At 67.6% G+C, this 21662-nt stretch carries 18 protein-coding genes; 8 read left to right on the forward strand and 10 right to left on the reverse strand.

What is annotated here, in order from left to right; genetic code table 11:
* The first annotated feature begins 419 nt into the window (after positions 1–419).
* Positions 420–1019, forward strand: a complete 600-nt coding sequence (locus NV1_RS07180; RefSeq protein ID WP_373864594.1) for a heme-binding beta-barrel domain-containing protein — start codon at positions 420–422, stop codon at positions 1017–1019.
* A 148-nt stretch (positions 1020–1167) separates the two neighbouring features.
* Here NV1_RS07180 and NV1_RS07185 read toward each other — a convergent pair whose 3' ends face one another.
* Together NV1_RS07185 and NV1_RS07190 are read right to left on the reverse strand one after the other, a co-directional pair.
* On the reverse strand, positions 1168–1473 hold the full coding sequence (locus tag NV1_RS07185; RefSeq protein WP_067886845.1) for a hypothetical protein: 306 nt from the start codon (positions 1471–1473) through the stop codon (positions 1168–1170).
* On the reverse strand, positions 1470–1910 hold the full coding sequence (locus tag NV1_RS07190) for a hypothetical protein (RefSeq protein WP_067886848.1): 441 nt from the start codon (positions 1908–1910) through the stop codon (positions 1470–1472). Before NV1_RS07190 ends, NV1_RS07185 begins: the two co-directional genes overlap by 4 nt.
* 560 nt (positions 1911–2470) lie before the next feature.
* On the opposite strand from NV1_RS07190, the gene NV1_RS07200 reads away from it, so the two are divergent.
* A complete protein-coding gene (locus NV1_RS07200; protein ID WP_084525185.1) occupies positions 2471–3943 on the forward strand; it encodes an IPT/TIG domain-containing protein in 1473 nt (490 codons plus the stop codon).
* Positions 3944–4269: 326 nt separating this feature from the next.
* A complete protein-coding gene (locus tag NV1_RS07205; protein ID WP_067886854.1) occupies positions 4270–5004 on the forward strand; it encodes an IPT/TIG domain-containing protein in 735 nt (244 codons plus the stop codon).
* Positions 5005–5309: 305 nt separating this feature from the next.
* On the opposite strand, the gene NV1_RS07210 is transcribed toward NV1_RS07205, so the two are convergent.
* The 5 genes from NV1_RS07210 to NV1_RS07230 form a co-directional block, all read right to left on the reverse strand.
* A complete protein-coding gene (locus NV1_RS07210; protein ID WP_067886857.1) occupies positions 5310–7022 on the reverse strand; it encodes an ATP-binding cassette domain-containing protein in 1713 nt (570 codons plus the stop codon).
* Positions 7019–8866 carry a thiol reductant ABC exporter subunit CydD gene (gene cydD / locus NV1_RS07215; RefSeq protein ID WP_084525170.1) on the reverse strand — a complete coding sequence of 616 codons (1848 nt, stop codon included), beginning with the start codon at positions 8864–8866 and terminating at the stop codon, positions 7019–7021. Before cydD ends, NV1_RS07210 begins: the two co-directional genes overlap by 4 nt.
* 3 nt (positions 8867–8869) lie before the next feature.
* Positions 8870–9934: a cytochrome d ubiquinol oxidase subunit II gene (gene cydB / locus NV1_RS07220; protein WP_067886859.1), complete on the reverse strand. Its 1065-nt coding sequence runs from the start codon at positions 9932–9934 to the stop codon at positions 8870–8872.
* Positions 9935–9947: 13 nt separating this feature from the next.
* Positions 9948–11393 (reverse strand): cytochrome ubiquinol oxidase subunit I, encoded by a 1446-nt coding sequence (locus NV1_RS07225; protein WP_067886862.1) that lies wholly within the window; start codon positions 11391–11393, stop codon positions 9948–9950.
* 95 nt (positions 11394–11488) lie between these two features.
* Positions 11489–12400 carry an aminodeoxychorismate lyase gene (locus tag NV1_RS07230; RefSeq protein WP_067886865.1) on the reverse strand — a complete coding sequence of 304 codons (912 nt, stop codon included), beginning with the start codon at positions 12398–12400 and terminating at the stop codon, positions 11489–11491.
* 167 nt (positions 12401–12567) lie between these two features.
* Here NV1_RS07230 and ygfZ point away from each other — a divergent pair, with 167 nt between their 5' ends.
* The 3 genes from ygfZ to NV1_RS07245 all read left to right on the forward strand — a co-directional run bounded on the left by ygfZ (position 12568) and on the right by NV1_RS07245 (position 15125).
* On the forward strand, positions 12568–13695 hold the full coding sequence (gene ygfZ, locus NV1_RS07235) for a CAF17-like 4Fe-4S cluster assembly/insertion protein YgfZ (protein WP_067886868.1): 1128 nt from the start codon (positions 12568–12570) through the stop codon (positions 13693–13695).
* 76 nt (positions 13696–13771) lie between these two features.
* Positions 13772–14737, forward strand: coding sequence for an asparaginase (locus NV1_RS07240; protein WP_067886872.1), 966 nt, complete (start codon positions 13772–13774; stop codon positions 14735–14737).
* Positions 14738–14909: 172 nt separating this feature from the next.
* Positions 14910–15125, forward strand: coding sequence for a DUF3073 domain-containing protein (locus NV1_RS07245; RefSeq protein ID WP_067886875.1), 216 nt, complete (start codon positions 14910–14912; stop codon positions 15123–15125).
* Positions 15126–15444: 319 nt separating this feature from the next.
* On the opposite strand, the gene purM is transcribed toward NV1_RS07245, so the two are convergent.
* Positions 15445–16542: a phosphoribosylformylglycinamidine cyclo-ligase gene (gene purM / locus NV1_RS07250; RefSeq protein WP_067886878.1), complete on the reverse strand. Its 1098-nt coding sequence runs from the start codon at positions 16540–16542 to the stop codon at positions 15445–15447.
* A 277-nt stretch (positions 16543–16819) separates the two neighbouring features.
* Between purM and NV1_RS07255 the strand changes: the two genes are divergently transcribed.
* On the forward strand, positions 16820–17686 hold the full coding sequence (locus tag NV1_RS07255) for an alpha/beta fold hydrolase (protein ID WP_067887210.1): 867 nt from the start codon (positions 16820–16822) through the stop codon (positions 17684–17686).
* A complete protein-coding gene (locus NV1_RS07260; protein ID WP_067886881.1) occupies positions 17673–18284 on the forward strand; it encodes a TetR/AcrR family transcriptional regulator in 612 nt (203 codons plus the stop codon). The genes NV1_RS07255 and NV1_RS07260 overlap by 14 nt, the downstream gene beginning before the upstream one ends.
* 368 nt (positions 18285–18652) lie before the next feature.
* Here NV1_RS07260 and NV1_RS45045 read toward each other — a convergent pair whose 3' ends face one another.
* Together NV1_RS45045 and NV1_RS07270 are read right to left on the reverse strand one after the other, a co-directional pair.
* The gene (locus tag NV1_RS45045) at positions 18653–20602 is read right to left on the reverse strand and encodes a dipeptide ABC transporter ATP-binding protein (protein ID WP_067886884.1); all 1950 of its coding nucleotides are present in this window, start codon (positions 20600–20602) and stop codon (positions 18653–18655) included.
* On the reverse strand, positions 20595–21662 hold the full coding sequence (locus tag NV1_RS07270; RefSeq protein ID WP_084525186.1) for an ABC transporter permease: 1068 nt from the start codon (positions 21660–21662) through the stop codon (positions 20595–20597). The genes NV1_RS45045 and NV1_RS07270 overlap by 8 nt, the downstream gene beginning before the upstream one ends.

The following is a 21662-nucleotide window of genomic DNA, read 5'->3' on the forward strand; positions in this document are numbered from 1 at the left end:
TGGGGTTTGGCGTTGCTGAACCTTTCGTTTCGCGGGCGACTTCCGGCGTACAAAGATGCTTCGCCGCTGGGCACGTTTCGACGTGGTCAGCGGCGAAGCATCTTGCGTATCCGGGGGCTCGCCTACGGCATCGGGGGGAAGACGGGTCGACGTCGGGATGCGGTTGCATGCGGATTGTCACAACGTCCCCGTTTTCCTCTCCGGATTGCGGGTCGATAGACTTCCGGTGTGGTCCTTACCTTCGAGATTTTGCTGGTTCTCGTTTCCGTGCTGATCGCCTGGTTCGGTCTGTACGTCCTCTACCGGCTCTTCACCGAGTCGTGACCGAGGCCGAGCACGCCGAGAACTCGACAAAGAACGGTTCCGCGTCCGCGAAGGGCAACGGAGCCGAGCCCGCGCATCGCAGTGGCGATGCCGCGGTGAACGAGGCCGCCGAGCGGGCCAAGTCCACCGGCGCGCGCAACATTCCGCAGCTGCCGGACCTACCGCTCCCTGAGGACACCGCGAATCTGCGGTTGGGCCCGGATCTGAGTTCCTCCATGCTCGCGCTGCTGCCGCTGGTCGGCGTGTGGCGCGGTGAAGGCGAGGGGAACGATCCCGAGCGCGGGGACTACCACTTCGGCCAGCAGATCATCGTCTCGCACGACGGCGGCGACTATCTGACCTGGCAGTCCCGTTCCTGGGTGATCGACGCCGAAGGCAGGTACGACGGCCCCGACCTGCGCGAGAGCGGTTTCTGGCGGGTCGGCGTCGACGGCGACGACGAGGTCATCGAACTGCTGCTCACACACAGCTCCGGCATCGTCGAACTGTTCTACGGCCAGGCCCTCACTCAATCCTCCTGGGAACTCGCCACCGACGTGGTCATCCGCAGCCAATCCGGCGCGGTGGTGGGCGGCGCCAAGCGACTCTACGGCATCGTCGAAGGCGGCGACCTCGGCTACGTCGAGGAGCGCGTGGTAGCCGACGGCGCCCTGGAACCCCGCCTGTCGGCTCGCCTGCAGCGCTACATCGGCTGAGCTCGACAAAGGCACTCATACCCACAACGTAAAATCCGCGGACCGGTCGCTCCGGCGCGGTGCGGTGGGTCGCACTCATGCCGGCCGGAATCGGTCCGGCCCCGCGCGCAGCGTTGATCCCCATGGCCGTCCGTATCCGTGGCTCGGGTTATAGGTACAGCTCAGGGGGGTCATCGATTTCGATGCCTGCTTGGCGTGCCCGGGTGACCATTTTGCGGTCCCACTCACGATGCACGCGCAGCGCCATCCGGAATTCGCCCATTTGTTCGGACATCCGTTGGGTTTCGGAGATGGCGAGATCGCTGAGCACTTTGGCGGCGTCGGCTTTCTTCTTCGTCATGGTGGCGTCGACGTCGCCTCGCTTGAACCATGCGGTGACCGCGGCCGAGAACGCTGAGGAGCTGGCGAGCAGCACGAGTGCGGAAAACAGCGGTGAGGACGTAAGACTGTTCACGATGCGGTCCTCCTCGTTCGGATCGCACGTAGCGTCTTCAGCTCCTGTGACACCTGTCGGCGCTTCCACAGGAACGCGATACCCAACGCGATAGGCAGTGGACCGCCCAGAATCGTAGCCGCACTGATGGTTTGCTGATGGATCTGCATCATCAGCAGTTGCGTACCGAAGGCGACCAGTGACCAGCCCAGCGCCCCCAAACCGATCTGCTCGATCAGATAGCCCCATACCCGCCGGGCGAAAACGCCGACCAGTGTCGTAAGACAGCCGGTCAGCGTCAGCCCCAGCCACAGCTTCCGCAAACCCGGTGGCAAAGTGGCGACGGCGGAGTTCGCCGGCGAACCGTAGAAGCACTGCAGCAGTACCGAAATGCCGAACACAGCGCACAGGACGACCTCGAAGGGGTCGTAGCGCTCCGGCGACTTCGGGCTTCTCATCCGGATTCACCGGTGTCCGCGGGAGCGGCTGGATCGACTCCGCTGCGTACGGATTCGACTGCCGGGGCGCTCGCCGCGACGAGCGCGCGAGGATCACGCCGTAGATGTCGGACGAGACGATGCCCTGGCCAACCGTTTTCGTTCGGCAGGCTGATCGTCGCCGTTTCGTCGACGGATCCCGGGGCCGGAGAGAGCGACGCCATGACAGGCATGATGCTCGCCTCCTCGCTGTTCTGCTCGATCGTTGCCCCGCACCCGAGGGCACCACTCCTACCGAAGGCCCGGCTCTTTCATTAACCCCCCTGGACCGGTTGCCGGGCAACGCATCTCCGCTCCGCTTTCGTCCGGTTTGCATGCGGGTTGCCGAACAGCACTGCGCCGGCTTCGGTTGCCGAACGCCGCATCCGGAAAGCGGACCAAAGCGGATCGTGAGATGCCTTGCGCCAGTGTGGGTTCAGAGGTGTTACTGATATTGCCGTGCCATGGCGAGAGTCGGCAAACAACCGCAGAGCAACCTACTGCACTCGAGTTATCCGCTCGACCGAAAAGGAGGCACCATCATGCCTACCATCACCGCCATCTCACCGTCCTCGGGGCCTGCCTCCGGGGGTAATCCCGTGGTTATCACCGGTAGCGGGTTCACCGGGCCGACCACGGTCCAGTTCGGCACCACCGCAACGGTTTTCACCATCGATTCCGATACCCAGATCACCGCGATCGCGCCGCCGGGAGCGGGAACGGTACAGGTGACCGTCTCCAATGCCGGCGGAACAAGCAACGGCGCTTCCTACACCTACGTGACGGTTCCGTCGTTGACGTCGCTCGCTCCCACCACCGGACCGGCCGCCGGGGGGACGACCGTCACGCTGATCGGTACCGGTCTGTCCGGCGCCACCGGCGTCAATTTCGGTGCCGTACCGGCGACTTCGTTCACGATCGTCTCGAACACGCAGATCACGGCGATCGCTCCCGCCGGGGTCGGCACCGTGCCGGTCACGGTCACCAGCGCGGCGGGTTCGAGTAACGGGCTGCCGTTCACCTACGTGGGAGTACCCACCGTGATCTCGGTCAGCCCGAATTCAGGGCCGGTGACCGGAGGTACCGTGGTCACCGTGACCGGCACCGGGTTCACGGGCGCCACCGCTGTGAATTTCGGCGCCACCCCGGCAACCTTGTATTTCGTGTTGTCGGACACCAAGATCCTCGCGATCGCTCCGGCGGCTACGGGAACCGTGCAGGTCACGGTCACCACCGCGGCCGGAACAAGCGCCGGCGTACCGTTCACATATCTGCCGGTACCGACGCTGACTTCGATCAGTCCGGCTTCGGGACCGGTCACCGGGGGCACTACCGTCGTCGTGACCGGTACCGGGTTCACCGGCGCTACCGCGGTGTTTTTCGGCATCCTTCCGGCGACCTCGTTCACCGTCAACTCCGATACACAGATCACCGCCGTCGCTCCGCCGGGTCTGGGGACGGTACCGGTCACGGTCATCACCCCGGCCGGCACGGCCAGTGGGCTCGGCTTCAGCTACGTGCTGGCACCGATCCTGCTGTTCTCGATTCCGGCGGTGGGACCACAAGCCGGCGGAACCACGGTGACCATCACCGGTCTGGGCCTGTCCGGTGTCACCGGAGTCAACTTCGGTGCCACACCGGCAACGTCGTTCACGATCGTGTCGGACACCCAGATCACCGCGGTGGCTCCGGCCGGGACAGGCACGGTACCCATCACCGTCACCGCCCCGGCAGGGTCGAGTAACGGCCTGCCGTACACGTATCTGGGTATCCCCGCCATCACCTCGATCAGCCCGAACACCGGCCCGGTAACCGGAGGTACGTTCGTTTCTCTTTCCGGCACCGGATTCACCGGCGCCACCGCGGTGACCTTCGGCACCGCCCCGGCGACCTTCTATCTCGTGTTGTCGGACACGCTGATTCTCGCGGTCACTCCACCCGGAACAGGCACGGTGCAGGTCACCGTCACCACCGCCGTCGGCACGAGCACCGGAACACCTTTCACCTACGCCTGATGACGCACGCGGAACCGGCGGAGCCGAGCCTCATTCACCCTTCCCGAACGTGGGCACAAGGCTCGGCTCCGACCCCAATGCGGTTCCCGGGGCGTGGGGGCAGTAGGGCAGACCGAGAACCAACCGGATGGTATTCGAAGACTCGGGGGCTTCTCGACAACGGGAACACGACACAGCGGATATCCGAGAACCGAACCAAAACGGACGGCAAATGCATTGCCAGGCAGCCCGTCTCGGAGCGTTACTGAAAGTAGCGGGCCGCCAGAACAATTCGGCAATACGCACTATCGACAGAAACGATCAGCACAGCAACAGAGGGAGGCTCCATGCCCACTATCACGTCCCTGTCTCCCACCTCGGGACCCACGACAGGGGGTACGAGTGTCACGATCACGGGTACCGGCTTCAGCGGCCCGGCAACTGTCCAGTTCGGCGGGACGGCAACCACTTTCACGATCGACTCCGCCACCCAGATCACCGCCGTCGCACCCGCCGGCACCGGCGCGGTACAGGTCACCGTCACCACCCCCGACGGTGTCAGCAACGGGATCTCCTACACCTACCTCGCGGTTCCCGCATTGCACAGCATCGATCCCGGCCAGGGGACCACTGCCGGCGGGACGACGGTCACGCTCACGGGGTCGGGCCTGACGGGCGTCGCCACGGTCGATTTCGGTACCACACCGGCGACATCATTCACAGTCGACTCCGACACACAGATCACAGCTGTCAGTCCCGCTGGAACAGGAATCGTGTCGGTGGTCGTCACCGGCCCGGGTGGCACCAGCGGCGGGATCCCGTTCATCTATATGGTGGTCCCCACCATCACCGCCATCTCCCCAACCTCCGGTCCCGCCGCCGGCGGCAACAGCGTCACAATCACCGGCACCGGGTTCACCGGCCCGCTGACAGTGCAGTTCGGTAGTACCTCAACAACATTCACCATCGACTCGGCAACCCAGATCACGGCGGTCGCCCCTCGCGGGTCGGCCGGTGCGGTACAGATCACCGTGACCGGTTCCGGTGGGCCCAGCAATAGCGTGGCGTACACCTACGTCTGAGGCACGGGTGGCCCGGGGGGATCTCCCCCTGGGCTCCCACAGATCCGGGCGTAACGGTCCACCGTCAACGGCTCTGCCGGTTTCGGGAGACGGAATAGAACGACCCCCGAGCCTTACCGCGGATTTTCATCTCACGGTCCCGGTCGGACGTGCCGGGGACTCGGGGGCCGGGTGACTGCCTGGGATTCGCCGCGCGCTCGCGCGGACGGTCAACCCGTCGCAGCGGTGGCGCTCAGCTGACAGCCACCTCACGTGTCCTATGAATACTCATTCTTCGAACCACCTCCTTCCCGTGTACCACGAATCTAACGAATGGTTCCGCCGCTCGGCAACGTATTTTCGCGCGGGGCGAAACCGCTGGTGAGATGGGTGAGGGCGGGCCGGATCGAGATCCGGCCGCCGGGGGCCACCCGGACGATCGTGTCGGCGCGGTGGTCCTGGGGCAGCTGGTGGGTGACGACCACGACCGTGCGATCGGGGGTGATCAGGCCGCTGGTGTCATCGAGCAGAGCGCGAAGGAGATCAGCGCCGGTGTCGGCTTCCAGATGTTCGGTGGGTTCGTCCAGCAGTAGCACCCGGGCCGGGGAGAGCAGGGCGCGGGCGAGCAGGATGCGGCGGCGCTGACCGCCCGATACCGCTGCCGCGCCGCCGATCAGCTCGGTGTGCAGGCCCTCGGGGAGGCCGTCCAGCCAGTCACCCGCGCCGACCGCGTGCAGGGCCGTGCGAGCCTCGTCCCCGGTGATATCGCCACGGGCGACCCGCAGATTCTCCAGCACGGTGGTGCCGAACAGGTGAGCGTCCTCGGCGAAGAAGGTGACCCCCGGACGCGGGGTGTCGAACAACCCGGCCCAGGCCATGAGCAGCGTGGTCTTCCCCGCGCCACTCGGGCCGAGGACCGCGATCCGGCGGCCCGCGGGCAGGGCGGGCAGGTCCCGCAGTCGATCCTGTTGTGCGCGAGCGTCTTTCGCCTTCTCGGCGGCGGTGATCCGATGCAGCGCGGCACGACCACTGGTCAGCGCCCGAGCCGCCGCGGGAAGTACGCCCACGGCCTCGAACGCGGACAGCGGCAGCAGTACGAGCACGGCCAGGGCCATCGGCGTGATCGCGCCCGGCGGCACGGATTGCAGTGCACCGGCGGGCATCGACGCCACTCCCGGACCTCCGTAGAGCACGATGCCGATCAGCAGCGCGCCCAGAACGCTCGCGCCGATCGAGATCGGGGTCGCCGCGGCGGCCCACGCACTGTGCGCGGCGGCACGATCCTCGGCCGCTACCGCTCGGCGGCTCGCGGTCGAGGCCGTCTCCAGGGCCGTGTCCAGACGTCCGGCGACCCGCAGTTCGGGCGCGTGATCCAGCACCGTCATCGCGGCGGCGGTGAATTCGGCGCGGTCCTCCCGGACAGCGAGTTCGGCCTCGCGGGCGGCCCGCGCGGACAACCACGGCGCGAAGATTCCGGCGACGGCCAGCGCGAGGGCGAGAATTACTGCGGCAGCGAGAGATACGGGCGCCAGCACGGCGACGGCGGCGATCGACAACACCAGCGCGACCGAGATCGGCACCACCGCCCGTACCACCACCGCGCCGAGATCATCGATATCGCCGGCGATCCGGGTCAGCAGATCTCCCCGCCGCAGGCGCATCGGATCATCCTGGGCCGCAGTCGGTTCGGCGTCAGCCCGCGAGCGCGGGGTCCAGATGTCGGCCCGAGCCAACGCGGTGTAGACCCCGGTCCGCGCGGTCGTCATCGCGCGCAACGCCACATCGTGAGTGGCCAGCCGCTCCAGATAGCGGCACAATCCCCGCGAAATCCCCAGCGCCCGAACGGCCACCACCGCAACACTCAAATCCAGCACGGGCGGCATCTCCCAGGCCCGCGCGATCAACCAGGCCGCCAGCCCCGCCAACCCCAGCCCGCTGCCCAGCGCGAGCACCCCCCAACCGATCGAGACCGCAACCCGCCACCCCGACAGCCCCAGCATCGTCCGCATCCGACGGAAGTCGGCCCACGCGCCACTCATCGGACGGCCCCCTGATGTTTCCGGGCAATCCGCACGCCGCGCTCCTCGACAGCGCCGTCGGCGGCAGCGGGGCGAGCGTTCGCGGCCGGTCCTGCAGCGGGGCGCGGCGGCGGTGCGAACTCCGGAGCGTGATCATCCGGTGCGGCCGGGATTTCGAGCCGATCGCCGTAAGAGGCACGGACCTCGACGACGTGGTCGGCGACGGCCAGGAGGTCCGGGCGGTGTGCCACGACGACGACCGTGGCGCCGGCGCGGGCTCGGGCGGTGAGGGCGGCCAGGACCGTGGCGGCGCCCGCGTCGTCGAGGTGGGCGGTGGGCTCGTCCAGCAGCAGGATCGGACGGTCGGCGGCCAGGACTCGGGTCAGCGCGAGACGCTGCCGCTGGCCCAGGGACAGGCCGCGGCCGCCGGAGCCGACGACGGCGTTCCAGCCGTCGGGGAGTTCGTTCAGAACGCTGTCGAATCCGGTTGCGGCGCAGGCTGATTCCAGAAGATCGGCGCGGGCGCTCGCGCCGAGCAGTTCGAGGTTCTCACGCAGGGTGCCGGGCAGCAGTACCGGACGCTGCAGTAACCAGGCGACGTGTGCCCACCACGACGTGGGGTCCAGTTCCGGCACCGGCACGCCGTCCACCAGAACCGTTCCGCCATCGGGTCGAATGAGCCCCAGAATCGACTGCAGCACAGTCGATTTACCGCATCCGTTCGGTCCGGCCAGCACCGTGATGGCACCGGGTCGCAGCGCCGCGGACAGCCCGGCGGGCGCGAATCCGGCACGCGAGCCCACCGAAAGGTCGCGAATCTCGATCACGCCGCGGAAATCCGGGATCGCCCGCGCGCCGGTGGCGCCGACCTCGCGATCATCGGATTCCAATACCGCGAAAGCTTTCTCGGCCGCGGCCATACCGTCCTGCGCGGCGTGGAAACGCTCCCCCACCGCCCGCAGCGGCAGATACACCTCCGGCGCGAGAATCAGCCCGAGCAAACCCGCGTACAGGCTCATATGCCCGAATACCAGCCGCATTCCGATCGATACCGCCACCAGTGCGACACACAGGGTGGCCAGCATCTCCAGCACCATCGAGGACAGGAACGCCACCCGCAACGCCGACATCGTCCGCGCCTGCAGGGATTCACCCAGCGCGCGCACCCGATGACGCATGGTCATCCCGGAATCCGCTGCGTCACCGGCAGTTTCACGCCCGAGTGCACGCAGCGTCGGCATTCCCGCGAACAGGTCGAGCAACTGATCGGACAGCCGCGTGGCAGCGGCCAGCGTCGCGGCGGACCGCCCCTGGGTCATCAACCCGATCAGCACCATGAACACCGGGATCAGCGGCAACGTGACCAGGATGATCACCCCGGCGGTCGGATCATGCAGCGCGATGACCGCCAGCACGATCGGCGGCACCAATGCGGCCAGCAGCAGCGCGGGCAGGTAGCCGGTCAGATAGGCCCGCAGCCCGCTCAGCGCACTGCCGACCACCACCGCCAATTCCGTTCGGCGCGAATCCAGCTCGCGCGGCTCGAGCTCGGCCCCGCGCACCAGCACGGCCTGCTCCAACTCGGCCACGACCTGCGCCCCGGCCCGATGCGCCAGCCTGGACTGCCACCAGGTCGCCAGGCCCCGGCAGCCGACCGCGGCGGCGAACACCGCGATCTGCACGGCCCACGAGCCGAGGGTGCGACGTCCCGGATCGGTGATCACCCCGGCCAGCACCCGCGCCAGCATCGAGGCGGCCACCACGATGCATCCGGTCGTCACCAGCGAGAGCCCTACGCTGAGCAGGAGATACCGGCGGGCGGAACGAGCGTGCCGCCACAGGCGCGGGTCGACGGGTCCGGCCATGGCTCAACCCACGGCGCTGCGCTGTAGCGGCAGCCCGGTCGCCGATGGGATCTGCTCGACGGTCAGCCGCTTGCGGAACACCCAGTACGTCCAGCCCTGGTACAGCAGCACGACGGGGGTCACGATCAGCGCGCACCAACTCATCACCATGAGCGTGTAATGGGTCGAGGAGGCGCTCACGGTCCGATGACCGTCCACCACCCGGCCGTCCACGCTCAGCCCGAACGCCGGATCGACAGTCGACGGCAGCACATACGGGAACAGCGCACCGAACAGCAACACGATCGCCGCCACGATGGTGAGCGCGGTCCCGGTGAACGCCCAGCCGTCCCGCCCGCGCAATGTCGCCGCTGCCGCGAGCGCCAGCCCGACCACCGCCAGCGCCAAGGGAATCCACGTCCAGCCCTTGCCGTGGGCGAGCTGCGTCCAGAGTCCGAAGGCCGCCACCACGGCCACGGTCGGGACGATCACGATCCGTGCGATCCGGCGCACGCTCTCGCGCACCTCTCCACCGGTCTTGAGCGCGATGAACACCGCGCCGTGCAGCAGAAACAGCAGTGCCGTGGTGAGCGCGCCGAGCAGTGCGTAGGGGCCGAGCAGATCGAGCAGATTTCCGGCGATTCGCTTGTGCTCGTTCAGTTTCACGCCGTGCACCATGTTCGCGAAGGCCAGTCCCCAGGCCAGGGCGGGCACCCAGGATCCGAAGACGATCGCCGCATCGCAAGCCGCCCGCCAGCGCGGATCGTCGATCTTGCTGCGGTATTCGATGCCGACGATCCGCACGATCAGCGCCACCAGAATCAGCAGCAGCGCGAGATAGAACCCGGAGAACAGACTCGCGTACCACTCCGGGAAAGCCGCGAACAGCGCACCGCCCGCGGTGATCAACCACACCTCGTTGCCGTCCCATACCGGCCCGATCGTGTTGAGCACCACGCGCTTTCGCGTTTCCGATCCCCGGCCGAGAATCGGCATCAGCATACCGACGCCGAAGTCGAAGCCCTCCAGCACGAAATAGCCGGTGAACAGCACACCGATGAGCAGAAACCAGAATTCCGGCAGACTCATTGCCGCGACTCCCTCAGTAGGCGAACGAAAGCTTCTCGACGGCACCGTCTTCCGCGTGCGCGGCGGCAGCGACCTCCTCGGGCCCTTCGACGACGTACCGGCGCATCAGGAAGAACCAGACGACCGCGAGCGCCCCGTACAGTGCGGTGAACACGATCAGCGAGGTCAGCACGGTACCCGCGGCGTTGCCGGATACCGCCTGCTGCACCGTCATCCGGATGTGCGGATCGCCGGTCGGGTTCGGTGCGACCACCCACGGCTGACGTCCCATCTCGGTGAACACCCAGCCGGCGCTGTTGCCCAGGAAGGGCGTCGGGATGACCAGCAGGCTCAGCCAGCCGAACCAGCGTTGTCCGGGGATCCGCCCGCGCCGGGTGAGCCACAGGCCGAGCAGGGCGATCAGCGCGGAACCGCCGGCCCAGGTGATCATGGCGCGGAACGTCCAGTAGGTCACGAACAGATTCGGCCGGTAGTCGCCCGGTCCGTACTTCTCGTTGTAGCTGACCTGCAGGTCCTTCACCCCACCGAGGGTCACGCCGCTGAATTTGCCCTCGGCCAGCCAGGGGAGCACGCCCGGCACCTCGATGAGGTGGGTGACACTGTCGCAGTTGTTGTGCGTGCCGACGGTGAGCACCGAGAAGTCCGGATCGGTCTGCCCGTGGCACAGCGATTCGGCCGAGGCCATCTTCATCGGCTGCTGTTTGAACATGAGCTTGCCCTGCACGTCACCGGTGAAAACCAGGACGACTCCCGCGATGATGATCACCCACATACCCATTCGCGCGGCCGGGCGCCACAGGTCGCGGGCGAGGTCGACGTTGCCCCTGCGTGCCTCGCGCACCATCCACCAGCAGCCGATCCCGGCGACGAAAGTCGCCGCGGTGAGGAATGCCCCGGCGACCACGTGCGGAAATGCCGCCAGCGCGGTGTTGTTGCCGAGTAGCTGCGAAATGCTGTGCAGCTCAGCGCGTTTGGTCTGCGGATTGTAGACCGCGCCGACCGGATGCTGCATGAACGAGTTGGCCGCGATGATGAAGTACGCCGAGGCGTTCACCCCGATCGCGACCAACCAGATCGTGGCCAGATGCACCAGTTTGGGCAGCCGGGTCCAGCCGAAGATCCACAGCCCGAGGAATGTCGACTCCAAGAAGAAGGCGACCAGGCCCTCCATCGCCAGCGGCGCGCCGAAGACGTCACCGACGAATCGCGAGTATTCGCTCCAGTTCATGCCGAACTGGAATTCCTGCACGATGCCGGTCGCGACTCCCAGGGCGAAGTTGATCAGGAACAGCTTGCCGAAGAACTTCGTCAGCCGGTACCAGTGTTCCTTGCCGGTCACCGCCCAGGCGGTCTGCATGCCCGCGACCAGCGGCGCCAGACCGATGGTCAGCGGAACGAATATGAAGTGATAGACGGTGGTGATACCGAACTGCCACCGCGATATGTCGACAACGCTCATCCGGCCTCCTACCCCTACTACATATCGTAGTAAAGGCTACGCCGGATACCCTGGGAAACAACGAGTCCTAGGTCACGACACGCACACGACCTACCTCACCAATCGGCGAGCTGCCAGGATCGTGCGACCCCCCGATCGACCAGTTCACTGATCTCCGGCGCACAGTCCGGAGCGGACATCCGCAACCCGTCGAGCGATGCCACCCGCGCCGCCAGTGTGATGCTCCCCAACATCCACACGCTCTCCGCGGTGATCAGATCCGCGACGAAGAAGGATTTGTACTCGCATTTCCAGCCCGCGCGCTCGGCCTCGGCGAACAGCGCTCGCTGGGTGATACCCGGCAGCACACCGTGTTTCGCGGGCGGGGTGAGCAACTGCTTGTCGCGCTGGATCACCACGGTCGAACGCGGCCCCTCCAGCACTCGGTGCTCGGTGCTGGTGAAGATGACGTCGTCCGCGTCCTGGCGGGCGGCGAAGCGCAGCGCGGACATATTCGTCGCGTACGACAGGGATTTCGCGCCCATCAGCAGCCACGGCGCGCTCTGCGCCAGATCGACCGAGATGCCGCGCGCCAGGGTGATCACCGACACCCCTTCGGTGCGCGCCTTGTTCACCCGTTCGGGGACCGCGACGACGAGAACGTACGCGGTCGAGTCCGGTGTCTCGGACAGGACGCCGGAGGTGACTCGCGATGCGGGACCGTCGCTTTCGCGACCGCGGGTCAGCACCATACGCAGCTGACCCTCGCGCTCGGCGCCCCACTCCTTGGCCGCGATCTCGACCGTCGAACGCCATTGGCCGAGATCGGGTTCCGGTAGATCCAGAATCTGCGCCGAACGCCGCAACCGGGCCAGATGCAGTTCCAACGCACAGGGCTTGCCCTCGCGTACCAGAACCGTTTCGAAGACGCCGTCACCGCGCAGTGCGCCGAAGTCGTCCGCAGAGAGCAACGGCGCGTCCGGGTCCTGGACCGCGCCGTCGAGTGTCACCAGAACTCGATCCACCATGGGCAGCAGCCTAGGCGAACGGACGCCCGCGCGAGAGGATACCGAACTGCCGTCGGCCACCTTCACACGCACCTGGATCACCCGGCAACCGGTGAGGAACCCCACAGCAAACAGGTCGTGAAATCTCGCTGCGCGGCGCGCGCCGACCCCGGAGTCCGAAGTCGCCTATTGTGGATGACGTGTCCGTGGATCTCCCGCCCAGTCCGCTGCTGACCGTTCCGGGGGCCGTCGCGGGCCCGCCCGGAACCCCCGACGCCGCGGTCGCCTGGCATTACGGCGATCCGTTCGGAGAACAGCGAGCCGCGGTCGAGCGCGCGGTCGTGGTCGATCGGTCGCATCGGTTCGTGTTCACCATCACCGGCGCGGAGCGGCTGTCCTGGCTGCACACCATCTCCAGCCAGCACATCGCCGACCTCGGCGACGGTGAATCCGCCGAGGACCTGGACCTGGACCTGAACGGACGGGTGCTGCACCATTTCGTGCTCACCGATCTGGACGGCACGCTGTGGATCGACACCGAGGGCGAGCGCGGCCAGGCTCTGCTGGACTACCTGCGCAAGATGGTGTTCTGGGCCGACGCGAAGCCCGAGGCCGCGCCCGATCACGCCGTGCTCACCCTGCTCGGCCCCGGAATCGCCGCACTCACCGAAACGCTCGGCGTGGAACAGCTACCTCCGGCATATGGCGCAATTGCGCTACCGGCCGGCGGATTCCTGCGACGTATGCCGTGGCCCACCGGTGACAGTTTCGATCTGCTCGTCCCGCGCGAGGACCTGACCTCCTGGTGGTCCCGGCTGACCGCCGCGGGTGCGGTTCCGGCCGGGCTGTGGGCCTTCGAGGCGCTGCGGGTGGCGTCCGTGCGACCGCGCGTCGGCGTGGACACCGACGACCGCACCATCCCGCACGAGGTTCGCTGGATCGGCGGCGTCGGCGAATTCGGTGCGGTCCACCTGAACAAGGGTTGCTATCGCGGTCAGGAGACGGTCGCGCGGGTGCAGAATCTCGGCAAGCCGCCACGTCGTCTGGTTCTGCTGCATCTGGACGGATCGGCCGACTCCCGTCCGGAGGCCGGCGATCCGGTGACCGCGGGCGGGCGCGCGGTGGGCCGCCTGGGCACCCTCGTCGACCACTACGAACTCGGCCCCATTGCCCTGGCCCTGCTCAAACGCGCGGTCCCCGCCGACGCCAGGCTGGAGGCGGGGCCGATGGCCGCGGCGATAGATCCGGATTCGATTCCGGCGGACGACGAACCGCAGGCCGGTCGCCTCGCGGTGGAGAGGTTGCGCGGGCGATGAACACAGCGCGGCGGAGTGAAGCATCGATACGGCGCGCGACGCTTGCGACGGAGCCGAGCGCCGGCGAGGCGCGGTCGTGAGCGTCGACCTCGTCGAAGTGGTCCGGTCCGGATTCCGCGAGTGCGTGCATCGCGGTTCGGTGGTGATCCTGAACGGTGACGGGGAGCCGGAAATCGCACTCGGCGAGGTGCATCTGCCCATCTTCCCGCGATCGACCAATAAGCCGATGCAGGCGATCACCCTGCTGCGCAACGGTTTCGAGCCCGTGGACCAGGCCGAGCTGGCCATCTCGACCGCGTCGCATTTCGGCGAGCCGGATCATGTGGCGCTCGTGCGGCGCCTGCTGGACCGGTTCGGATTCCAGGAGGATCAGCTCGAGTGCCCGCCGGATCTGCCCTCCGACGAACTCGCCCGAGCTCACGCCCTGGCCGGACAGGACCGCGCGAAGGCCGCGCGCAAGATCTACATGAACTGCTCGGGCAAGCACGCCGCCATGCTCGCGACCTGCAAGATCAACGACTGGCCGACGACCGGATACCTGAATTCGGCGCACCCGCTGCAGCAGGCGGTGTCCGCGACGATCGCCGAGATCACCGGAGAGCCGGAGACGGATCTGGGCATCGATGGCTGCGGTCTGCCGATCGTGCCGGTCTCGCTGGTGAACCTGGCCCGCGCCTACGCCGCGATGACGACCGGCGAGCCCGGGACGCCGCAGCGGCGCGTCGCCGAGGCGATCCGAGAGAATCCGCGAGTGATTTCCGGCACGGACGGCCCGGACCTGCTGACCATGCGCGCCACCCCCGGACTGGTCTGCAAGATCGGCGCGGACGGTCTGCACGCGGGTGCGCTGCCGGACGGACGCGCGTTCGCCTACAAGATCGACGACGGTCACGATCGTGCCCGCATGCCCCTGACGCAGGCAATTCTGCGCCGGATGGGGGTGGCGTGGACCGATGCGCACGCGGATCTGGCGACTCCCGCGGTGCTCGGCGGGGGTGCGCGGGTCGGGGTGATCCGCGCGGTACCCGGACTGTTCGGATAACTCCTGGCCGAGGGCGACAACCCGGCAAACGCGGATGGATCGGGAGTCTTCGACCACTCCTGGAAGCGCGACCGCGCGACACACGCTAAAGTGTCTGTCAGGAAGAGTATTAATTCGAACGGGGCCGCCAAACCACCCCAGGCCGCTCCGCAGTGACGTGAGGGGGTCAGCCATGGGCCGTGGCCGGGCTAAGGCAAAGCAGACCAAGGTCGCTCGCGAGCTCAAGTACAGCTCGCCATCGACCGACTTCACGAGCCTTCAGCGCGAGCTGTCGGGACACTCCCACAACTCGCAGCGCGGTGATGTGCTGTCCGACGAGCACGACGGCGACGATTCGCTGTCACGCTGGAACGACACCGACGACGACTACGACAACTGGCGCCGCTGACCTGGACCGACGTGTGAAGGGGGAGGCTATACCGGCCTCCCCCTTCACACGTCAGTACTGTCTCCGGCCCGGTTGGAAGATTCGCCTCACCAGCTGATGGGCTCATTTCGCATCGACGTCCCGTTTTTCCTACCGGGACTTCGGTGCCTCCCCGCTTTCCCGCGACTTCAGCATGTCGTGCGGTGCGGGGAATTTTGCGTTTCGGGCAGGCGGTAAGTGCCGAGCTACTTCGGCGTACCCGATGAGTTACCCGGACACCGTGACCCCCGGACGGTTCGTCGCGGCCAGCCGACCGTCCCGTCCGGGGTGGTTCATGTCGTCAGAAGCGAGGGTGTTCGCCCTCGAGGGTGACGCGGTCGGCGTCGGCGTCCTTGGCCTTCTTCACCGTGCCCAGCGTCCAGCAGGCGATGTGGCGGGCGGTCAGGACGGCGAGTGCGCGATCGGCGTCCTCCGGGGCGACGATGGCGACCATGCCGACGCCCATGTTGAAGGTCTTCTCCATCTCGGACCGCTCGACCCGGCCGCGCTGGGCGATCAGCTTGAACACCGGCGCCGGGTTCCAGGTCCCGCGGTCGAGTTCGGCGACCAGGCCCGCGGGCAGCACTCGGGACAGGTTGCCGGCCAGCCCGCCGCCGGTGACGTGCGCGAAGGTGCGCACATCGGTCTCGGCGACCAGCGCCAGGCAGTCCTTGGCGTAGATCCTGGTGGGTTCGAGCAATTCCTCGCCGAGGGTGCGGCCGAACTCCTCGACGTGTCCGGCCAGGGACATCCGGTCGATGTCGAGCAGCACCTTGCGGGCCAGGCTGTAGCCGTTGGAGTGCAGGCCCGAGGAACCCATGGCGATGACCACGTCACCGGGACGCACCCGATCCGGACCCAGCACCGCATCGGCCTCGACCACGCCGACGCCGGTGGCCGAGATGTCGTAGTGGTCGTCCTCCATCAGGCCGGGGTGCTCGGCCGTCTCACCGCCGAGCAGTGCGCATCCGGCCTGGATGCAGCCCTCCGCGATGCCGGACACGATCTGCGCCACCCGCTCCGGGACGACCTTGCCGACCGCGATGTAGTCCTGCAGGAACAGCGGTTCGGCGCCGCAGACGACCAGATCGTCCACGACCATGGCGACCAGGTCCAGTCCGACGGTGTCGTGCTTGTCCATGGCCTGCGCGACCGCGAGTTTGGTGCCGACGCCGTCGGTCGAGGAGGCGAGCACCGGTTCGCGGTAGCCGCCCTTGAGCGCGAACAGTCCGGCGAATCCACCGAGGCCGCCCTGTACCTCGGGCCGGGTGGCCTTGCGCGCCAGGGGCGCGAACAGCTCGACTGCGCGGTCACCCGCCTCGATATCCACACCGGCGGCAGCGTACGAAGCGCCGCCCCGGCCGTCCATACCGGCACCACTCGGGGTCTGCTCAGTCATTTTCGGGGAAAGCTCCAAACCGAATCGGCGGATAGATGCCTGATCACGCTACCGGAGCGGAGTAACGGGCATGCACCGGTATTGGCTTGGCAGATCGACAAAATTTCGCCATCGCGATGATGCCGCTGTCCAGGCCCCTTATCCGGATGCGACATATCCGCGCCATCGGTCATTCGGGCCGCTGTCGCACTGTACGGCGGGCCACATCGGCTATTGACATACATACCGTATGTATGTGAATCTGAGCGGACATCCACCCTCGAGCCCCGGAGGAATCATGGCAACCAGTACCGCACTCGGACCGATCGATCATGTGGACCTGCCCGGCGCCCGGATCCGCTATCACGGCACCGGCTCCGGCGACCCGGTGGTGTTCGTGCACGGACTGCTCGTCAACGCCGATCTGTGGCGCAAGGTCGTGCCCGGTGTGGCCGCGGCGGGACATCGATGCATCACCCCGGACTGGCCGTTCGGCGCGCACACCATCGCGGTGCCCGACGCGGACCTGTCCCCCACCGGTGCGGCCGATCTCATCGCCGCCTTCCTGGAGCGGCTCGATCTGCGGGACGTGACGCTGGTGGCCAACGACACAGGTGGGGCGATCACGCAAATTCTGTTGACGCGCAACCGATCCCGGGTCGCGCGTGTGGTCCTCACCAATTGCGACGCCTACGAGAAGTTCTTCCCGCAGCCGTTCACCCCGCTGCCCCGGCTCGCCGCGGTCCCGGGCCTGTTGCGCTCGATGCTCGAACTCATGCGCTTTCGGCCCGCCCTGCGGCTGCCGATCGCCTTCGGCCTGGTCACCAAGCGGCAGCCGCCCGCGGAGATCACCGATTCCTATCTGCGGCCCAGTCGCGATTCGGCCGCGGTGCGGGCGGACCTGCGCCGCTTCGTGCGCGGGGTGCACAACCGCTACACCCTGGCCGCCGCAGAGCGGTTCCCCGAGTTGGACCTGCCGATACTGCTGGCGTGGGCGACCGAGGACAAGGCGTTCAAACTGTCCTTCGCACAACGGCTCGCGGGCGAGCTGCCCAACGCGACCCTGAAGACCATCGAGGATTCCTACACCTTCATCGCCGAGGATCAGCCCGAGTTGCTCACCGAGTTGATCGTGGAGTTCACTCGGCTGCATGCCACGCCGTAGTCAGGAGGACCGCTCCCGCACCACCCGCAGCGCACTGGAACAGGCCGGCTACCGACTGTTCGCCGAGCGCGGCTACGCGGGCGTCTCGGCCGAGGAGATCGTCTCCGAGGCCGGGGTCACCCGGGGTGCGCTGCACCATCACTACGGCGACAAGAGGGGATTGTTCCTGGCCGTGCTCGAACAACTCGAGGCCGACAACACCGCCGAGATCGAGCGGGCCGTGGCGGCTCTGCCCGATCCGAACGATCTGATGGCCGCGATGGCCGTCGGCCTGCGCACCTTCCTGGACATGTGCAGCCGCGCGGAAACGGTACGCATCGCGATGGCCGACGGCCCGGCCGTCCTGGGCTGGGCGGGCTGGCGCGAGATGGAGAGCCGCCACGGCCTCGGCCTGATCACCGACCTGCTCGAGCGCGCGGTCGCGGCGGGGTTGACGGTGGACGCGCCCGTCCGAGTCCTGGCTCACCTGATCCTCAGCGCGGTCACCGAGGCGGGCATGCTCGTTGCCAACGCCGAAGACCCGGAAACCGAACGCGCGGAAGCGGAGCAATGCATCCTGCTGATGATGAGCGGCCTGCTGCGTTCACCCGAGGCATAGCCCCGCGTACCGCCGCAGTCGCACTTCCCGGCTACAGGGCCGCGAGCACAGCGCTGAACCTGTCGGGGCCGATGGCTTTTTCAGCGCGCCACCGATGTCGGCTCGTAACCGCACCGATCGGGTCACGCCGTGCGGGCGATACCGCCATGGAACCGGCTACCGAGGTGAGGCGACAGCAGCAGCTGGGCGGACGGCGAACGGCTTCAGTCCTGGACCCGATTCGGGGCGGCGGCAGTCCGGCACCGGCCGCCGCCCCGGATCGGTGAACACTCGGCCGGTACCTACCACCGGCCCAGCGTCCGCCCGGAAAGGATGCGGTGCAGCGGATTCCGTCGAGGGAGGACGGCCCGCGCACCGCACCCGGCGGGTCACCCGGCGCGGTCGGCGGCGAACAGGGCGGCCGAGGCGGCGCGGCGACGGCGCTGTTCGACCGGGTCCGGGACGGGTACGGCCGCGACCAGGCGCTGGGTGTACTCCTGGGACGGGTGCCGCAAAATCTCGTCACGGGTGCCCTGTTCGACGACAGAACCGTTGCGCAACACCATGATCCGTTCGGCGAGCTGATCCACCACCGCGAGATCGTGGCTGACGAACAGGCAAGCCCAGCCGAATTCGCGTTGCAGATCGGCGAACAACTCGAGTACCCGCGCCTGCACCGAGACGTCCAGGGCACTGGTCGGCTCGTCCGCGACCAGCAGATCCGGATTCAGCACCAGCGCTCGCGCCAGACTCGCCCGCTGCCGCTGGCCACCGGAAAGCTCATGGGGATAACGCTTTTCGGCACCCTCGGGAAGCTGCACCGCATCCAGCATGTGCCGCACCCGCGAACGCAGTTGGGCTCCGCCGGCCGCGCGATGCACCACCAGCGGCTCGGCGACGCACTGCCCCACGGTCAATCGCGGATTCAATGACGTCGCCGGGTCCTGGAAGACGAACCCCAGCCGCCTGCGCACCGGCCGCAACCGCCGCTCGGACAAGCCGGTCAGCTCCTGCCCCTGCACCCGGATCACCCCCGACGAAGGTCGTTGCAGCGCCGCCACACACCGGCCGATCGTCGTCTTTCCCGACCCGGATTCCCCTACCAGCCCCAGGGTCGCACCGCGCGCGATGCTGAAGCTGACCGCGTCGACCGCGCGAAATGCCGCCCGCCCCAGCGCACCCGGGAACTCCACGACCAGGTCCCGCACCTCGAGTACGGTTTCGGTGGCCGCCCGATCTTCGGCCGACCCCACAGCCCCGGCTCCCGCGACCACCGCGCTTTCCCCAGCCGCGACCGACCCGGCACCCGAGACCTCACCCGCAGCCCCGTGCTCGACCGCCCCCGCATCCGAGGCGTCCCCGGTCATCGCGCTCTCGACGGCCACATGCCCGGATGCCGCAGCAGCGGAGCGCTCGGACGCCCCGGATCCACCCGGCTCCGGAATGCTCACCGACCTGTCCGATGCCGGACGGATCGCTGCCGAATCCGGTTGCGGCGCAATCGGGGACACCGGCCCGGCGGTGGGTTCGAGGCCCGCGCCCAGGTGCGGGACGGCGGCGAGGAGGTCCCGGGTGTACTGCTCTTTCGGGGCGGCGAAGAGTTCGTCGACCGGTGCGGTTTCCACCACCCGACCCGAACGCATCACCACGACTCGGTCGGCGAGATCGGCGACCACGCCCATGTTGTGGGTGATCAGGACGATGGCGCTGCCGGTGCGATCGCGCAGATCGCGGAGCAGTTCCAGGATTTCGGCCTGGACGGTGACATCCAGCGCGGTGGTGGGTTCGTCGGCGATGATCACCTTCGGCTCGCACGCGATGGCGATGGCGATCATCACGCGCTGCTTCTGGCCGCCGGAGAGTTGGTGGGGATAGAAGTCGACCCGGTGCTCCGGATCGGGCAGGCCGACCGTTCGCAGCAATTCGACCGCGCGGGCCTTGGCCGCTCGGCGACTCGTATTCGTGTGGGCGCGAACGGCTTCGGCGATCTGGAAGCCGACGGTGAACAGCGGGTCCAGGGCCGCGCCGGGTTCCTGGAACACCATCGAGATCTCACCGCCGCGGATCGCGGTCAGCTGCTTGTCCGACATCGCGGTGATCGCGTGCGCGCCGACGGTGACCGTGCCGCGCACCTGTGCGGTGTGCGGCAGCAGTCCGATCGCGGTGCGCGAACTCACCGATTTGCCCGAACCCGACTCGCCGACGATCGCCAGCACCTCACCGGGGAACACCTCGTACGACACGTCGCGCACCGCATCGACCGCTCCGGCATCGGTGCTGAAGGTGACCGAGAGCGAGGTAATCGACAGGGCCGCGGTACGTTCGGATATTTCAGTCATTCCCGCCTCCGGTGCGGTTCGCGGCGGAAGCGCTCTCGGGCGCGCCGGCCGGTATCGCGTCGACTCCCGACTCTTCCTCGGCCCCCTGCCCGTCCACGACCCCATCGGCCGCTCCGCCCGCACCCGAGGCCGCCCGGCGCGTCCGCAACAGCGGGTTGAGTACCTCGTTCAGGCTCTCTCCGACCATCGTCATCCCCAGCACGACCAGCACGATGGCCACACCCGGGAAAATCCCGGTCCACCAGATCCCGTCGGAGACATCGGACAACGCCTTGTTCAGGTCGTAACCCCATTCCGCGGCCTGGGTCGGCTCGATGCCGTAACCGAGGAATCCCAGCGCCGCCAGCGTCAGAATCGCCTCCGAGCCGTTGAGTGTGATGATCACCGGCAGCGACTGCGTGACGTTGGGGAAGATGTGCCGGAACAGGATTCGCCCGATCGGCGCCCCCGTCACCCGGGCGGCATCGACATACGGCTCGGTCTTCACCGCGACCGTCGCGTTGCGCACCACCCGGAAGTATTGCGGCACATAGATCACCGTGATCGCGACGGCCGCGGACAGCACACCGCCGAAACTCGACGAATTGCCGCCCGCCACCACGATCGACACCACGATCGCCAGCAGCAGCGTCGGGAACGCGTACATCGCGTCCATGAACAACACCAGCACTCGGTCCACCCAGCGCCCGACATATCCGGACACCAAACCCAGTGGCACACCGACGAACAGCGACAACACCAGCGAGATCGCGATGACGATCAGCGCGGTGCGAGCACCGTAGACCACCCGGGAGAACACATCCTCCCCGCGCACCGAGGTGCCGAACCAGTGCTGCGCCGAGGGCGCCTGTTGCCGCACGAAATCCACACCGTGATCCGAGATCTGGGCGAATCCGTAGGGCGCGATCAGCGGTGCTAACACCGCGACGACCACGAACAACCCGATCAACGCGAGTCCGGCGATCAACGTCACGCGCTGTAGTCCCGACGTCAGCGAGAACAGCCGCATACCCGGAATGCCACGGCGCGGCACCGGCGGGACGACCACCGGATCGGCCAT

This window comes from Nocardia vaccinii NBRC 15922 (assembly GCF_001613305.1).
Lineage (GTDB): Bacteria > Actinomycetota > Actinomycetes > Mycobacteriales > Mycobacteriaceae > Nocardia > Nocardia vaccinii.

Coding starts and splice junctions, on each gene's coding strand:
- NV1_RS07190 (WP_067886848.1), bottom strand. CDS start 1,910: ATGAGAAGCCCGAAGTCGCCGGAGCGCTACGACCCCTTCGAGGTCGTC.
- NV1_RS07200 (WP_084525185.1), top strand. CDS start 2,471: ATGCCTACCATCACCGCCATCTCACCGTCCTCGGGGCCTGCCTCCGGG.
- NV1_RS07205 (WP_067886854.1), top strand. CDS start 4,270: ATGCCCACTATCACGTCCCTGTCTCCCACCTCGGGACCCACGACAGGG.
- NV1_RS07210 (WP_067886857.1), bottom strand. CDS start 7,022: ATGAGTGGCGCGTGGGCCGACTTCCGTCGGATGCGGACGATGCTGGGG.
- cydD (WP_084525170.1), bottom strand. CDS start 8,866: ATGGCCGGACCCGTCGACCCGCGCCTGTGGCGGCACGCTCGTTCCGCC.
- cydB (WP_067886859.1), bottom strand. CDS start 9,934: ATGAGTCTGCCGGAATTCTGGTTTCTGCTCATCGGTGTGCTGTTCACC.
- NV1_RS07225 (WP_067886862.1), bottom strand. CDS start 11,393: ATGAGCGTTGTCGACATATCGCGGTGGCAGTTCGGTATCACCACCGTC.
- NV1_RS07230 (WP_067886865.1), bottom strand. CDS start 12,400: ATGGTGGATCGAGTTCTGGTGACACTCGACGGCGCGGTCCAGGACCCG.
- NV1_RS07245 (WP_067886875.1), top strand. CDS start 14,910: ATGGGCCGTGGCCGGGCTAAGGCAAAGCAGACCAAGGTCGCTCGCGAG.
- purM (WP_067886878.1), bottom strand. CDS start 16,542: ATGACTGAGCAGACCCCGAGTGGTGCCGGTATGGACGGCCGGGGCGGC.
- NV1_RS07255 (WP_067887210.1), top strand. CDS start 16,820: ATGGCAACCAGTACCGCACTCGGACCGATCGATCATGTGGACCTGCCC.
- NV1_RS07260 (WP_067886881.1), top strand. CDS start 17,673: ATGCCACGCCGTAGTCAGGAGGACCGCTCCCGCACCACCCGCAGCGCA.
- NV1_RS45045 (WP_067886884.1), bottom strand. CDS start 20,602: ATGACTGAAATATCCGAACGTACCGCGGCCCTGTCGATTACCTCGCTC.
- NV1_RS07270 (WP_084525186.1), bottom strand. CDS start 21,662: ATGGCCGATCCGGTGGTCGTCCCGCCGGTGCCGCGCCGTGGCATTCCG.